General features: G+C 39.4%; 17 protein-coding genes and 1 riboswitch. Of the genes, 13 read left to right on the top strand and 4 right to left on the bottom strand.

Annotated elements, in window-relative coordinates; all coding sequences use genetic code 11:
• Nucleotides 1-8 precede the first annotated feature (8 nt).
• The 8 genes from rpmG (at nt 9) to thiC (ending at nt 7,586) form a co-directional block, all read left to right on the top strand.
• Nucleotides 9-158: a 50S ribosomal protein L33 gene (gene rpmG, locus J1899_RS19325; RefSeq protein WP_066442686.1), complete on the top strand. Its 150-nt coding sequence runs from the start codon at nt 9-11 to the stop codon at nt 156-158.
• A gap of 538 nt (nt 159-696) precedes the next feature.
• The gene (locus J1899_RS19320; protein WP_080844110.1) at nt 697-1,218 is read left to right on the top strand and encodes a DoxX family protein; all 522 of its coding nucleotides are present in this window, start codon (nt 697-699) and stop codon (nt 1,216-1,218) included.
• A gap of 179 nt (nt 1,219-1,397) precedes the next feature.
• Nucleotides 1,398-1,748 carry a PadR family transcriptional regulator gene (locus J1899_RS19315; protein ID WP_080844111.1) on the top strand — a complete coding sequence of 117 codons (351 nt, stop codon included), beginning with the start codon at nt 1,398-1,400 and terminating at the stop codon, nt 1,746-1,748.
• Entirely contained in the window at nt 1,735-2,424 is a 690-nt protein-coding gene (locus tag J1899_RS19310) for a permease prefix domain 1-containing protein (RefSeq protein ID WP_214476034.1), read from the top strand. The genes J1899_RS19315 and J1899_RS19310 overlap by 14 nt, the downstream gene beginning before the upstream one ends.
• A 27-nt stretch (nt 2,425-2,451) precedes the next feature.
• Nucleotides 2,452-3,234: an ABC transporter permease gene (locus J1899_RS19305; RefSeq protein ID WP_214476032.1), complete on the top strand. Its 783-nt coding sequence runs from the start codon at nt 2,452-2,454 to the stop codon at nt 3,232-3,234.
• A complete protein-coding gene (locus J1899_RS19300; protein ID WP_214476030.1) occupies nt 3,224-4,726 on the top strand; it encodes a permease in 1,503 nt (500 codons plus the stop codon). Before J1899_RS19305 ends, J1899_RS19300 begins: the two co-directional genes overlap by 11 nt.
• A gap of 17 nt (nt 4,727-4,743) precedes the next feature.
• On the top strand, nt 4,744-5,382 hold the full coding sequence (locus J1899_RS19295; protein ID WP_080844115.1) for an ABC transporter ATP-binding protein: 639 nt from the start codon (nt 4,744-4,746) through the stop codon (nt 5,380-5,382).
• 166 nt (nt 5,383-5,548) lie between these two features.
• A riboswitch (TPP riboswitch) is annotated at nt 5,549-5,663 on the top strand.
• A gap of 138 nt (nt 5,664-5,801) precedes the next feature.
• Nucleotides 5,802-7,586, top strand: coding sequence for a phosphomethylpyrimidine synthase ThiC (gene thiC / locus J1899_RS19290; RefSeq protein ID WP_214476028.1), 1,785 nt, complete (start codon nt 5,802-5,804; stop codon nt 7,584-7,586).
• Nucleotides 7,587-7,824: 238 nt separating this feature from the next.
• Here the strand turns inward: thiC and J1899_RS19285 are convergent, their stop codons facing one another.
• The gene (locus J1899_RS19285) at nt 7,825-8,661 is read right to left on the bottom strand and encodes an immunoglobulin-like domain-containing protein (RefSeq protein ID WP_214476026.1); all 837 of its coding nucleotides are present in this window, start codon (nt 8,659-8,661) and stop codon (nt 7,825-7,827) included.
• 245 nt (nt 8,662-8,906) lie between these two features.
• Between J1899_RS19285 and J1899_RS19280 the strand changes: the two genes are divergently transcribed.
• Both J1899_RS19280 and J1899_RS19275 read left to right on the top strand, forming a co-directional pair.
• The gene (locus tag J1899_RS19280; RefSeq protein ID WP_214476024.1) at nt 8,907-9,044 is read left to right on the top strand and encodes a hypothetical protein; all 138 of its coding nucleotides are present in this window, start codon (nt 8,907-8,909) and stop codon (nt 9,042-9,044) included.
• Between the two features lie 5 nt (nt 9,045-9,049).
• The gene (locus J1899_RS19275; protein WP_214476022.1) at nt 9,050-10,522 is read left to right on the top strand and encodes a sensor domain-containing diguanylate cyclase; all 1,473 of its coding nucleotides are present in this window, start codon (nt 9,050-9,052) and stop codon (nt 10,520-10,522) included.
• A 52-nt stretch (nt 10,523-10,574) separates the two neighbouring features.
• Here the strand turns inward: J1899_RS19275 and J1899_RS19270 are convergent, their stop codons facing one another.
• Together J1899_RS19270 and J1899_RS19265 are read right to left on the bottom strand one after the other, a co-directional pair.
• A complete protein-coding gene (locus J1899_RS19270; RefSeq protein ID WP_214476020.1) occupies nt 10,575-10,994 on the bottom strand; it encodes a disulfide oxidoreductase in 420 nt (139 codons plus the stop codon).
• Nucleotides 10,994-11,680 (bottom strand): DsbA family protein, encoded by a 687-nt coding sequence (locus J1899_RS19265; RefSeq protein WP_214476019.1) that lies wholly within the window; start codon nt 11,678-11,680, stop codon nt 10,994-10,996. The genes J1899_RS19270 and J1899_RS19265 overlap by 1 nt, the downstream gene beginning before the upstream one ends.
• 162 nt (nt 11,681-11,842) lie before the next feature.
• On the opposite strand from J1899_RS19265, the gene J1899_RS19260 reads away from it, so the two are divergent.
• A complete protein-coding gene (locus J1899_RS19260; protein WP_214476017.1) occupies nt 11,843-12,478 on the top strand; it encodes a DUF6944 family repetitive protein in 636 nt (211 codons plus the stop codon).
• A 240-nt stretch (nt 12,479-12,718) separates the two neighbouring features.
• Nucleotides 12,719-13,213, top strand: a complete 495-nt coding sequence (locus J1899_RS19255) for a hypothetical protein (RefSeq protein ID WP_214476015.1) — start codon at nt 12,719-12,721, stop codon at nt 13,211-13,213.
• 505 nt (nt 13,214-13,718) lie between these two features.
• Here J1899_RS19255 and J1899_RS19250 read toward each other — a convergent pair.
• Complete coding sequence (locus J1899_RS19250) at nt 13,719-14,555, bottom strand: nuclease-related domain-containing protein (protein WP_214476013.1); 837 nt, start codon at nt 14,553-14,555, stop codon at nt 13,719-13,721.
• Between the two features lie 335 nt (nt 14,556-14,890).
• On the opposite strand from J1899_RS19250, the gene J1899_RS19245 reads away from it, so the two are divergent.
• A complete protein-coding gene (locus J1899_RS19245) occupies nt 14,891-15,547 on the top strand; it encodes a TorD/DmsD family molecular chaperone (protein ID WP_214476011.1) in 657 nt (218 codons plus the stop codon).
• The last annotated feature ends 15 nt before the right edge of the window (nt 15,548-15,562 follow it).

Genomic DNA, 15,562 nt, shown 5'->3' with positions numbered 1-15,562 from the left:
TTTTGATCATGAGAGTAAACATTACACTTGCTTGTACAGAAACAGGAGACCGTAATTATATTACGACGAAAAATAAGCGCAACAACCCGGACAGAATTGAATTAATGAAATACTGCCCGCGCTTGAAGAAGCGTACATTGCATAGAGAGACGAAGTAATTTTATTTTAGAGGCCGGTTGGCGCCAATGTTGGTGTTGCCGGCTTTTTGCGTATTGTATAACTTGAACGGGGTTTGGCGGATAAAACGTTGTTTTTGGCGGATATATTTTTTTAACGGCGGATAAAAAATTTTTACGGCGGATAAATCCCAGTTAACGGCGGATATTTTACTCACGACGGCGGATATCCAGGTTCAAAAGTCTATCATATATGTTTTTTTAAAAGGTTTTGCAGTATTTTTATAAAATTCTCCGTTTAATCCAGCATTTGTTCCTCAAAATGAGCTCTAATAATCGGATTGTGATGTAAATAGAACCCAGAAAAGTACCAGCAGCGGCGCTTTCCTCACCAGCACAAATGCTTTCTAGTGATGAAAATCCTATAAAAAACCACATTGTTCAACAATCCGACACATCTTTATTACAACATTGTGAAGTTTATCACAATGTTGATGTAGAGTACCCTCCACCATGGTATATTCTAAGTGTAAGAAGCAATCATAAAATAATCTTTCACTAAAAGAAAGGGAGATGTAAGATGATTAACAATTGGTTAAGAGAAAACAAAATTGCAGCAGCACTATTAACAGTTATACGTGTTTATTGGGGATATTTATGGATCACAGCAGGCTGGGGGAAAATCACAGGAGGATTTGATTCAAAAGGATTCCTGGCTAATGCAGCCGCAAACCCGGTAATGGGACCAGATGGAGCACCTGTTTTTGGCTGGTATAACAGCTTCCTTCAAAGCTTTGCATTACCAAATGCCGATCTATTTAACTTCATGATTCCTTGGGGCGAATTCTTAGTAGGACTTGGATTAATTCTTGGATGCTTAACAACAGCAGCAGCATTCTTCGGCATTTTGATGAACTTCTCTTTCTTGCTTACAGGTACTGTATCTCATAACCCGACAGACATTCTAATGGGTGTATTCATTCTAGCAGCTGGCTACAACGCTGGAAGATTCGGACTTGACTATTATGTAATGCCTTTTATCCGCAAGCAATTAAATAAAGGTAAAGAAGAAGAGAGTGGAGCGAACGTAAACAGAGTTTAGATGCATACGATAAAGAGAGGCTGAATCAGAGTGTTGATTCAGCCTCTCTTTTTGTATTTTTTTTAAAAGTAATACCTTGCATTATAGAGTAATACCTATTATCATAAACCTATGATATTTTTTTAATAGAATACCTTGCATTATAGAGTATGTTTTTCTGATCAGATGGAGGACAAATAATGGAAATTAATAAAGAGGTTTTAAAAGGACATATCGATACGTTAATACTATCTCTCTTACAAAAGAGAGATATGTACGGATATGAACTCGCTAAATTGGTTCGCGAAAAAAGCGAGAATCAATTTGAACTTAAGGAGGGCACGCTTTACCTTTCCTTGAAACGACTTGAAAAAAATAAATGGATTTCCTCCTATTGGGGCGATGAACAAGGGCCAGGAGGAAGGAGAAAGTATTACACCCTGACATCAGAAGGTAAGGATGGGTTTGAACAAAAACGGCAGGAATGGGAGTTTATTAAGAAAATCATGGATTCATTTCTTAAAGGAGAGAACACCAATGAAGATGATTGAGGAATATGTCAATAAAGTATATCAGCATGTAAAAGGCGACGAAAAAGAGGTCCAAGAACTCAAAGAAGAAATGAAAACACATTTAATAGAAGCTGTGCACGAATTGAGATTAGAAGGAAAAACAGAAGAGGAAGCATTTCAGATTGCGATCGATCGTTTTGGGGGAGAAAGTGAGCTGCGCAGTGTCGTATCTGAATTATTTAAAATTCAAAAGGTCTTTGCTGCGAGAGTTCTCTATGCGGGGATTGCGATTCTTCTTCTTTCAGCTGGTGTGTTTGGCTATTTCCTGCCGATAGGCAATGAGCGGGTGGAAGAGCGATCAACTATTTCTTATCAAATTGCAGATATGGTGGAAGCAGATCGGGAAGTATCAGACGAGACAAAAAGTAAGGTTGATTCACTTCTAATTGCTGCTCCCTACATTAAACATGTGAATGTTTATTTAAATGGAGACATGGAAGATCCAGTTTACGAAATGGACAAAGGCAATAATCAAACGTTCCCTATCGTGTACAGCGATTACGGAAGCGGGTCTGGAAACAGCTTTGTCAAAATGACAATCTTAGATTATCGCGTCATTGGAATCCTAGCCTTATTTTTTGGAGTCACTTGCTTCACCGTACTGTTTATCATCTGGCTGATCATCAATCTTTACCATAGAAAAAAATCTTACTAGGGCTTAGTTTTCGAGGAGGATATATATATGAAGCATCTAGTTGCTGTTGAGTGGAAAAGAGCCTTGACTTTCAATCGGGTCTTACTATGTTTAGCGATTATCTTAATACCTGCAGCTGTTCAATTCTTGAATGTGAAAACAGGTTATATGTTTTACCGTGCTGTTGATGTTCATACCGAAGTAATTGGTGGAGTGGTTGCTCTTTTATTTCCGCTATTTTTCATCATTCTATATGCAGGAAGCTATGCAAGCGAAGTGAAGGATCAGTTCATCACCTATATAAAACCGCGGATAAAGCTTGCTGACTATCTGCTGGCGAAAGGCATTGTGAATGGGGTTCTATCCTTCATAGTAGCATTTGCCATGGTATTTATATCGTTTGTGTTTATTGTCTATGTTGAGCCATCTCTCGGAATGATCGTCTATGAAAATGGCTCGGACGGGTCTGTTGGTACCTTCGAGATTTTCTTAGAATATGGCACTTTGTCTTACGGTCTCATTTATTCTTTCTGGGTGGGCATTAATGCGGCACTGTACAGTTCAGCTGCATATGTGCTGACGTTATTGATGAAAAACCATTTTGTTGCGATTTCCCTGCCTTTTCTTTGGTATTTTGTCATGAATTTTGTAACAGCGATTCTGGCTCATCCTGAATTTTCGCCTGTCAGTACGGTATTTCCTTTTAATATTATCCAGCAGCCGCTGTGGACGATTTTTGTTCCATTTACCATTCATTTAATGATCCTCTCTATCCTAATCTATTATGTGAGGAATCATTTTCAAGAAAAGGTTTATGAGTATGTTCACTAAATGGAAAACACCCATTTCAAATTATTGGTTTATAGCCTTTCCGATTATCATTCTTTATACGTTTAGCTCACGGCATTCTATTACATTAAGAACGGAAAGCGAGAATGTTCAATATAACTTTTGGGATGTTGGTTTAACTGGGGTAAGTGATCTCTACTTAATCGTCTATTTTGTGTTTCCGTTATTCCTAATGAAAACGGGTCAGCAGCTGACTAATTCCTTTGACTATACGCATTTAATCCGGTGGGGTTCTTTTAAAAAGTGGATCCTCCACAATGTAAAGGGTTTTTCCATATTTAATGTTTTCTTATTGCTAATATGGAATGCCGCTAGTTTTGCAGCAGCACTTGGTCTGCCTTTTTCCTTTCAGTGGAGTGAACTTTCTCGGCTAGATCTAGATGGCAATGACATTCTGTTTACACTAAGCAATCATTTATCACAGCCGCTATATGCCTTAATTTTGCAGTTTCTTTTATTCTTTTTAACCATGCTGACGATCCAGCTCTTTCTCACCATTTTATATGCAATAACAAAGAGCAAACGCACCATCTATTTTTCTATTGCCTTTTTATATGCGGTGGCGATCCTTTCCTTTAAGGTGTTTCCGATATCCTTCAAATGGATCCTTTTGCCGAATTATCTTAGTCTATTTCACGGTGCTGCCAGTTTTAATAGCATATGGATCTCCTTTATGATCATTATCTTGTTGTTTGGCATTGGTTTATTAGCTTTGAATTATATTGGAAGAGATTTTCGAGCTGTCAGGCATATATTTATAACTTCATGGCCAATCCTTTTATTTGCAGTGATCGTGTGTACGGGAATGGTGTATCATGCTTCTTTATATTCCGATGAGACCCTGACGATATGGGACATTTGGATTCTTACTTTCTATGGAACGACAAATGATGCTTTTCAAATTCTCTCTCTTAGTTTTTATGTGATTGCTTTTATGGGGTTTGTATATTTTGTACAGCTTATACTGCAAAAACAATTGACAGAGATGAGCCATTACTCGATTATTCGGCACAAATCCTTATTGAAATGGTTTAATGGCTGGTTCCTTATGATTATGTGGTATACGGGATTGTTTCTATTGTCTCTGGCTCTTCTTCTTTTCACTATTTCAGCAGGTTTTGATTATTCGTTTTCCTTGCATGTGGAATTGCAGCAGGATTTGCCAGTTTTACAGGTTGGCTATCATTACTTTGTGAATGGATTTCTACAAATCATTTTTTATGTAATACTGGTGTTTTTAATCACATGGCTGACAAAAGATGTTATGAAAAGCTTTGTTATCCTCTTGATTTCTATATTGTTCATGTTTCCGGGAATGAACCCCGGCGCCTTCATCCCAGTTGGCCTTAATAGCATGGGGCAATTACTGACAGAGGCATCAGTCTATATGATTTCTATTCAATTATTGATTGCTGTCGTTATTGAAGTGATCGTCCTGGTTTATGTATTGAAGAGAAGAGATTTTATGATATAAGGAGGATGTGACGAATTATGACCATCATTGATCTGAAAAATATAAGCAAATCCTATAAAGGATTAGTTTTATTTGAAAATACGAATCTCGCTATTGAAAAGGGGAAGATCTATGGATTAACAGGGCCTAATGGGTCAGGGAAATCGGTGTTATTTAAAATGATGTGCGGTTTTATTTTTCCGGATCAAGGGACTGTTACTATACGGGGAAAACAGCTTGGAAAAGATAATCGTTTCCCTGAAGACTTTGGCATTATTATTGATCGGCCTGGTTATATAGGCAATAAAACAGGCTTTGAAAACTTAAAGTACCTAGCCATGATTAATAGAAAAATCTCTGATGAGCAAATCAAAGAGACAATGATAAAAGTAGGACTCCAGCCTGCAGCCAAACAAAAAGTTAAAGAGTATTCACTTGGCATGAAACAAAAATTAGCTATCGCCCAAGCGATTATGGAAGACCAGGAAATTCTCTTATTAGATGAACCCTTTAACGCCCTGGATGTTGATAGTGTGGAGAATATACGCGGACTATTAAAATCTTTGAAAGACAAAGGCAAAACCATTGTATTGACTAGCCATAACCAAGAAGATATAGATCTTTTAAGTGACCACATCTACAGAGTCCGGAATTTTACTCTAGAAAAAATAAAATAATGTTGACGAGATCAGAGGAGGCTGTAATCTCTTATTGCAGCCGGTATGGTTTTATCCTTTAGTAAGATTCACAGAATCAGCGTTTCTTTCGTCCTGTTTTTGAATAAATTCCAAAATATCCTTTTATTTACTGTTCGTTTATATTAAACTAAAAGCACAATTGAATAGTAATAACTAGGGGAGTCCAATAAGCTGGGCTGAGAGGGAAACGCTATAAAGTTTCTTGACCCTTTGGACCTGATCTGGATCATGCCAGCGTAGGGAAGTTAGTGAATACTTGCTATGTATACTTCTGCATATTCTGAAGCTGGGTCTGTTTATTTTACAATGGACCCAGCTTCTTTTTGTGCACTTCACTGAAGGATGTCTTTGCATTTCCCGAGATCAAGTCCTTAACAATATGTTAAAGGAGAGATAAAATGATCAACCCCACTGTAAACGGTAAAATGATTTCCATTATGTCCAGCTTTCCCGGCAGCAAAAAAGTGTATGTAGAAGGAACTAGGTCTGATATCCAGGTGCCAATGAGAGAAATTGAACTTAGTGCCACCACAGGATCTTTTGGAGATGAGAAGAACGAGCCCGTGCGTATTTATGATACAAGCGGGCCGTATACGGATCAGAATTATGCAGTGGATCTGACAAAAGGACTGCCGCCCATTCGCCAGAAATGGATCGATGAACGCGGCGATATTGAAAGCTATGAAGGTCGCAGGATAAAACCAGAAGATAATGGTTACCGCAATGAAGACGACCAGCGTACCCAGCACGGTGTGTTTCCCGGGCTAAAAAGAAAGCCTCTGCGGGCAAAACGAGGAAAAAATGTTACACAACTTCATTATGCAAGGAAAGGGATCATCACACCTGAAATGGAATTCATCGCCATCCGGGAAAATATGAATCCTGAATATATCCGTGAGGAAGTCGCCCGCGGACGAGCCATCATTCCAGCAAATATTAATCACCCTGAAAGTGAACCAATGATTATTGGCCGCAACTTTCATGTGAAAATCAATGCCAATATCGGCAATTCCGCTGTATCCTCGTCGATTGAAGAAGAGATTGAAAAAATGACCTGGGCAACGCGCTGGGGTGCTGATACCATTATGGATTTATCGACCGGGAAAAATATACACAAAACACGGGAGTGGATAATCCGAAATTCTGCTGTTCCTGTAGGCACTGTTCCAATCTATCAGGCACTTGAAAAAGTAAATGGGATTGCGGAAAATCTTAGTTGGAACGTATTTCGCGATACTCTGATTGAGCAAGCCGAACAAGGGGTAGATTATTTTACAATCCATGCTGGTGTGCGGCTGCATTATGTTCCATTAACAGCTAAGCGAATGACTGGTATCGTATCGCGCGGCGGTTCCATTATGGCTCAGTGGTGCTTATATCATCATCAAGAAAGTTTTTTATATACTCACTTTGAAGAAATATGTGAAATCATGAAAACCTATGATGTGGCCTTCTCATTAGGCGATGGACTCCGTCCCGGCTCAATCGCAGATGCAAATGATGAAGCTCAATTTGCCGAGCTTGAAACATTAGGTGAGCTGACTAAAATTGCCTGGAAGCACGATGTACAGGTAATGGTTGAAGGTCCTGGACATGTTCCAATGCATTTAATTAAAGAAAACATGGATAAGCAGCTTGAAATCTGTCAAGAAGCTCCATTCTATACATTAGGTCCGCTGACAACCGATATTGCACCAGGTTATGATCATATAACCTCTGCAATCGGCGCAGCCATGATCGGATGGTATGGAACAGCCATGCTCTGCTATGTGACGCCAAAGGAGCATTTAGGACTGCCAAATAAAGATGATGTCCGGGAAGGTGTGATCACCTATAAAATCGCTGCCCATGCAGCCGATTTGGCTAAAGGCCATCCTGGTGCCCAAATAAGAGATGACGCTTTATCAAAAGCGCGCTTTGAATTTCGCTGGAAGGACCAGTTTAATCTCTCCCTTGATCCAGAACGGGCACTGCAATATCATGATGAAACCCTGCCTGCAGAAGGTGCTAAGACGGCTCACTTCTGTTCCATGTGCGGGCCCAAATTTTGCTCAATGAGAATTTCCCAGGATATTCGAAACTATGCAAAAGAGAATATATTTGTTACAACAGCAGGTATAGAACAGGGGTTAAAGCAGAAAGCAGAAGAATTTAAAGAAGGCGGAAGTCAAATCTATAAATAGAACCAATTTGATATGTTGGTGATATTGCAGTTTATTTTCGCTTAATTGCTGGATAAATACTGAAGCACAGCTGAGTGAGAAAACAGTAAAAACGGGAGCACCTTATCCTAAAGGATCAACACATATGAAAAGCCAAAGAGCTCATGATCAAATGAGCTCTTTAGTTTATGAAAGTGATATAACAAGGAGTTTCCAAGCTATGAAACATTAAAGTCTCGCCATTTAATCAGTCTTCTATTTATTCAATCGTAAATGATGCGGATATTCTGTCATCCTCTGTCAAAGTTTGAATTACACGATAGGTTCCTTTTTCAAGCTGGGAAAGCTCGACATCCTGCGAAAAAGTGCCTCCATTTCTTAAAATGAACATTTGCAGTGTTACCATTTGTTCAAACTCAAACTGCGCCCAAGCTTCACCGTTCCATTTCTCCAATATAACCCCATAACCAGTACCTAATTCAATCGTCCCCAAGTTTGTCAGCGTAACGGTCATCTTTTCTTCAGGTGAATAGTGTGTCTTGTCTAAATCAATTCTTGCATTTCTTTCGTTATAAGGCACAAAGATTTGATGGTATTCCTGTTTACGAATTTCATCCATTTCACCTAGTGCTACTTGTTCAATATAATAAACTGCATTCTCTTCATCTGGAATGGTGATAAAATAACTTGGGTCCTGGCGTTCAACAGTTTTTTCTAGGATCGTTTCAAACTTTCTTTCATCATAATTAAATTTCAAGAATTCAACTTCATATCTTGCTGTGGGTGATAATCTATCAGGGTCGATTTCAAATTGGTCCCCAGCCTTATATACACGATGTGTTGTAAGCTGATAACCTTCCTGATCACGATTTTCAAAAAAGATTGAATCCATTAAATCTAAAAATGATTTACTCTCAAATTGAATAGCTGTGTTTACTTTTGATTTGTCGATCTCTTTTAATTGCTGTGGAAGATCATTTGGTATCGTGATATCTGGTTCTTCCTTTTCCTTTTTTACTTGGTCTGTGCCGGCCGTACCTGAATTGCATCCAGTTACAAAAAGGGCAAATAAAGCGAGTAAGATAATTTTTTTCATTTTTTTCCCTCCTAAAACAATAGACGGAATAAGTGGGGGAAAGTTACTTTGTGGAAGTTCATCTTTAAAGCTATTTATAGAAGTTTTGAACTGTATATAGATTTTGTCTATACAAAATTCCTTCACATCTTATATACTTACTATGTTCAAGATTGATCAATATTTGCTTGAATAAAAGTTGCATCTTAGAATACGCCTCAATGAATAGTAGCTGCAAAATGATTAAACAAACGGAGAGGTTCTATATGTTGTTTTCTAGTAGTCTGCAAAGACAACTATCGATTATTTTTGGCATTATTATGGTATTTTTAGTCATTATACTAAGATTTTTAATTGGACAGCGTTCCATTCAGGAAGTGCAAAGGAAATTGGTGATTCATTAGCAGATATGGCCTATTTAATGGGGGACAAGCTTGATCGGTATATGTGGTCAAGAAATGGCGAAGTTGAGATTATCAGTGAAATGCAGACCATTAAAGAGCAGGAAAATTTTAATGAAATCGATCAATTGCTGAATCAGGTAAGAGAAAGCTTTCCTGCTTTCAGCTGGATTGGATTAACCAATGAAGCAGGCGAAGTTATTTCAGCTACAGATGATATTTTAAAAGGAATAGATATTTCAGAGAGACCAGTCTATCAGGAAGCCTTGGAGAGCCCGTTTATTGGAGATGTACATGAAGCGGTGCTGCTGGCTGATTTATTGCCGAATCCTACAGGGGAACCGATGAAATTTGTGGATATTAGTATGCCTATTACAACCGATGGTGGTGTTTTTACTGGAGTATTGGCGGCACACTTAAGCTGGGAATGGGCTAAAGAGGTTGAAATGGCCATGCTGAATACATTAAAAGGCAGAGAAAATCTTGAAATTCTTATTGTGGGCAAGAATCATGATGTTCTCCTAGGACCGGAAGAAATGCAGGGGCATACGCTGGATTTTAATGAGTTAAAGCAAGGCGAATCAGATCAGGCTGCTTGGGCTGTAGAGAAATGGGAAGATGGAAAGGAATATTTAACAGGCTTTGCTTTAACGGATGGCTATAGAGACTATGAAGGTCTGGGTTGGACTGTCATTGTCAGGCAGACGGTGGACGAGGCATATGCTCCAACGAAAGAGATGTTGAGCTATTTTATTGTCTGCGGAATCATTTTAGCTGTTCTTTCTTCCCTTTTAGCTTCTTTAGTGGCCAGAAGAATGGCTGCACCCTTGAAGGAAATATCGAGCATTGCGGACCGGCTGCGCGGTGGGGAAAAAATTGATATCCCAATCTACAGAGGAATAGAGGAGATTGAATCACTGTCCATTTCATTGCGAAAACTCATAAAACAGTTAACGAAAACAGAAACTGATTTAGTAGAGATGGAAAATGTAGCTTCAAGGGATCATTTGACAGGACTTGCGAACCGCAATGCTCTTGAGCGTTATCTGGATCGGGTTACGCATGAAAATATCCCATTAACGGTTTTATATTTGGATTTAGATGGTTTTAAGAAAGTAAACGATACGTTAGGGCATGATGCGGGTGATCAGCTCCTGATTGAAACGGGAAGACGGCTAAAGCAGAATATCGAGAATGGCGAATTCGTTGCAAGACTTGGTGGAGATGAATTTGTCCTTGTTTTGAAATCGCCAGAAGATCCAGTTCAAAGAGGAATCGATATCGGAAACCGGATCGTGTCTATGCTTGGTGATGCCTTTATCATTGATGAACATATTGTTCATGTTGGCTGCAGTGTAGGCGGAGCGGTGTATCACCCTGAAATCAACAACATCACTTCGGTCATCCGTCTAGCTGATGAAGCATTATATAAGGTGAAAAGAACAGGAAAAAATAGAGTGTATATGTCGGAACCGCATTAAGGGGCTCTGACAATAAAAAAGGGTGATCCGAAGTCAGGAGCACCCTTTTGCTTTATCTTTTGATGCGCATCAGAAACAGTAAAACAATAATTAGTGTAAATGCCGTTAAGGCCAGGAAAGGAATGGTTACAAACCCAAACCAATCGATATACTTGGCATTGCAGGGAACGCCATTTGCACAAGGTTTGATTTCGGCAAAACCAGGAACCATTTGCAGCAAGTAATGATAGATGGAAATGCACCAGCCAATCACAGCCATTGGCAAAGCAATTCTTTTCACTGTATGATCCTGATAAAAAGCGCCAATTCCTAAAACGAAAACAAGCGGATACATGAAAATTCGCTGATACCAGCAGAGTTCACAAGGGACAAAGCCTCGGATTTCACTAAAATAAAGGCTGCCAAGTGCAGCAATCATGGAGATGACCCATGCAAGATATAAAAAGAGCTGACTCTTCTTTTGTGCCTCCATTATTCCTGATCCTCTAATGCTTCATCAATCACACTTTTTATTTTTTCATAATCAAAAGGATCTTCTATCATCACTTCATTAACCATAATGGTTGGTGTTAATTGTATTTCGTACTCTTCAACAAGGGAGGTATCTTTATTTACTTCTTCCACAACCGCTTCCGTCTGCATTGCTGCTTCTAGATCCTCAGCAGTAATGCCAGTTGTTTCAGCCGCCACTTCTTGTATTTTATCCACCGTCAGCCATACAGTATCATGATCATTTTCAGGCTGCTCTGCAAATAACTTCTTATGGAAGTCCCAATAGGATTCAGGCTCAAGCTTTAGCACGGCTTCTGCAGCAGCAGAGCCTAATGTGGATTCCTCACCATGAAATAAGACATTGATATAACCAAACTCAACTTGTCCACTCTCTACATAATCATCCACAAGCTGCGGGTAAATGCTTTCTCCCCATGCTTTACATGCTGGGCACTTAAAGTCGCCAAACTCAACGACTTTGACCGATGCGTCTTTTTCTCCTAATCTAGGCTGTGTTTCCAGTGAAGGCTGCTTTGAAAATTCAGTACCGGGTTCATTTTCTTTCTGGTTATTGCTGTTGAGCACAACAAACACCGCAATGGAAGCAAAGACTAGAAGAGTCAAAACAATAATAAATGTATTAGATGATTTCTTTTTCTGTGACATGTATAAATCTCCTTTTCTAGTTGTAGCTTTACTATTTTATCAAATGGCTGAAAACTATTCAAAAGGCCATTAGAAGGATCCGCTTTGCAGGCGAGGCTTGTGAGGTACAAATATCCATACTTCACCATACCATAGTAGCAGCGTCTTATTAGGAGGGAAGGCATGGATCATGCAGGCGAAGGATTACTCATAACAGGAGCATGGCTTCTTGGACTGGGCACATTGTCAGCAGCCATAGGTCAGACCCATGCCACCGTCACACGGACAAAAAAGGGAAAAGAACTGGTCCTTAAGGGAAATGGGATCGAGGCATTGGGCAACTCATTACAGGCGATCGGAAGGTCAAAAGATCCCAACCCGGCAAGTGCTGAATCAACTTACTATTATATCTTGGGCTGCTGGATTGAAGCGGCAGGCAATACCACAAACTCAGTCGGGATACATGTCGAATTAAATGAGTCAGAAGAAGATGGCTGGCGAATTGATGCACTAGGAAGTTCCGTGCAAGGACTTGGCGCAGCATTTGAAGCAGTGGGAGCTTACCTGGCCGCCGACACACCTGCCAGAGAATTGGATATGACAGGAAATAGTCTCGTTTCGCTGGGCTCGATCGTTGAGGCAATTGGCACTGTTTTCTTACTGCAGGAACTGGATGAAGCGGGTGAACACATCCTAATGATCGGGAGCTGGATACAAGTAATTGGAGCTTTTATTTTGATTAAAGCCTTTTCGTTGGAAGCGGAAAATGAGGAGGATGGGGAGAGGCGTACGTTTTCTTTTTATAATAGAGGGAGGTGAGGGCGTTTTAGATGGATTTTGGGAGAGGTGAGTTGTGAAAGAGGGGGGAAACCGTGCGATAAACATAAATATGGAGAATGGTGTGGTGAAAAGGGGAGTATTAAACCTGAGTAATCCAGAATGTGGAAAGTGGTGTCGCGGAAAAGAGAGAAACACCCCTTTAAAATCTAGAATCTGGAAAATAGTGTCGTGAAAAGGGAGAAATACCCCTCTATAATCTAAAATCTGGAAACTAGCGTCGTGAAAAGAGAAGAAACACCCCTCTATAATCCACAATCTGGAAAACGGTGTCGTGAAAAGGGGAGAAACACCCCTCTAGAACCTGGAATTTGGAAAATGGAGTCGCGAAAAAGGGAGAAACACCCCTCTATAATCCGGAATCTGGAAAATGGTGTCGCGAAAAGAGAAGAAACACCCCTCTATAATCCACAATCTGGAAAACGGTGTCGTGAAAAGGGGAGAAACACCACTCTAGAATCTAGAATCTGGAAAATGGAGTCGCGAAAAGAGAAGAAATACCCCTCTATAATCCACAATCTGGAAAATGGAGTCGCGAAAAAGGGAGAAACACCCTCTATAATCCAGAATATGGAAATGGTGTCGCGAAAAGAGAAGAAATACCCCTCTGTAATCCACAATCTGGAAAACGGTGTCGTGAAAAGGGGAGAAACACCCCTCTATAACCTGGAATCTGGAAAAAGGAGTCGCGAAAAGAGAAGAAACACCCCTCTATAATCCACAATCTGGAAAATGGTGTCGTAAAAAAGGGAGAAACACCCCTCTATAATCTAGAATCTGGAAAAAGGAGTCGCGAAAAGAGAAGAAACACCCCTCTTAAATCCAAAATATGGAAAACAGTGTCGTGAAAAGGTAAGAAACATCCCTCTTAAATCCGAAATCTGGAAAATGGTGTCGTGAAAAGGTAAGAAACATCCCTCTTAAATCCGAAATTTGGAAAATGGTGTCGTGAAAAGAGAAAAAACACCCCTCTATAATCCACAATCTGGAAAACGTTGTCGCGAAAAGGGAAGAAACCCTCCTCTATAATCCAGAATCTAAAAAATGGTGTCACCAAAAGCACCCAAACCTAAATCTAGTAAACCAAAAATAACGCACAAATAAGCCTTCAACTATTCAATAATAAAAACACAATATAGCAAAAAAGCCCGTGCAATCACAATATGTATGCACGAGCAAATGAAAAAATCCAAGGCATACCAGAAGACAAACCATTTAAGCATCAAACATAAAAGGATCCTCTTCCACTGCCAGTCAAGCGATAATGCCTCTTGAGTACTCTTTGTACTGTCTTTACAGTCAGGCCTCCAGTCCAATTAGAAATTCCAGCAACAGTGATTTTTTCTTCAGGAAATAGAATTTTAAACTCTTGAACGCACCGTAGTATTGCAGCGCCCAATTTCTCAACAAATCCGCACTGATCACATACCATTTTAGAGTTAGAAGGAAGCATAAACGTTCGGCATACAGGACAAGGTACTCCCTTTTTGAGCGTGTCATAGGAATAGGCAGGAAAACGTGAGTAGGGAGATTTTTCTAGCTTGTAAGAGTTTAATGCAGCAGCGAGTTTATGATGCTGGGCTTTAAGTTTAGTGGAATGGTTATTAATCTTTTGGAGGAATCTCTTAATCTGCGCAGGGAAAATGAGTGGTTGCTGAGGGGTGCAGCCAAATAAATGAAATTCGGGATTTATAAATACACAATAAGATTCTATTGGTATTTTATAGCCAAGCTCGCGGCAAAATTGGTTGAGCAGAAGCTCGCTTCGTTTGAGCTGCTGTAATGGTGATTTGATTTCCGTACCTGTGATGGAGTGCCATTTTTCTTCATCGATTGAAAAATCACCTTCATAATTCTTCACCTCAAATAAGTAGAGTGTCTTTTCAGAGATAAGCAGCGTATCGATTTGAAGTGCATTGGATGATTGGACATCCAGCGTTAAATCTTTGAGTAGAATGAAAGAGCTTGATAGCTCCGTTTCAAGCCAGTGATCAAAGCGTTTTTCCCCGGCATATCCTTTTTCTAAATGATGCTTTTTCTTGAGATCAGGTAAATTCATTCTGCCCTCTAATGATTGCAGAATGATCAGCTCAATTGGTTTATGGCGGTAACAACTAATAATTTTCAACTCCTATCTGATGATTCCCCAGGTTCCCCCTTTATTAATTCTACATTAAAATCCACCTTTCCTTTTCCTTATTCATCCAACATCATGAAGATCTCCTGACATCTGGTGATTTTCATCACTTTTCACCCCGTTTTTCTATTGTCACACTGTACAAAAATTCATTTTTATTTTCGTATCACGGTCCATATTTTTCTGTATGAGAAAATAATATACTTCATTTAAGTTAGTGATTAAGTTCACAATCTTAGACAGGAGTTGATGTGAAAGTGATCCAAACGGGTTTGATGGATGAGGATAAAATCGAATGGATGAACGCCAGAAAATATATGTATCAATTGCTAATAGTTATGTTTTCAGCTCCAATGAGTCAGGAATCTTACAGTCTGATTAAGGATAACGTGCAAACCAATGGTTTCCCTGAAGAAATATCAGACGGTGACTTCCTAAAATCCTTTTTTCAAGAAGAAGAGACTTCTGCGATTCAAAAAACAAGAGAGGATTATTTCCGGCTATTTGTTGGACCTGAATCACTTCCTTGTCCACCATGGGAGTCTGTTTATAGAGGAAAGGATCGAGCATTGTTCGACTATCCAACCTTTGAAGTGAGAGATTTATACAGCTATTTTGGCTTAGAAATGAAGAAGCAGGAAGGACAGCATGATGAAGCAGATGATCATTTAATCTATGAGCTTGAATTTATGAGTATTTTAATTGATCAAGCGCTTGAAGCGGATAGTCCTGCTGAACAAACAGCAGCACTGCTTGGTCAGAAAAAAATGCTGGATGAGCATTTGAAAAAATGGATACCCGATTTTGCTCAAGATATTTTGACTAATGCCAGTTCTCTCTTTTTTCAAGGCTCTGCTAATATACTAAACTCATTTATTCAGTTTGACAGTGAATTAATAAATGAACTGTTTTAATACGATTTTTTTATA

It is taken from the genome of Cytobacillus gottheilii, from assembly GCF_018582665.1.
GTDB lineage: Bacteria > Bacillota > Bacilli > Bacillales > Cytobacillaceae > Cytobacillus > Cytobacillus gottheilii.
The sequence above is the reverse complement of the archived record's forward strand: the minus strand, read 5'-3'. Positions and strand labels throughout refer to the sequence as shown.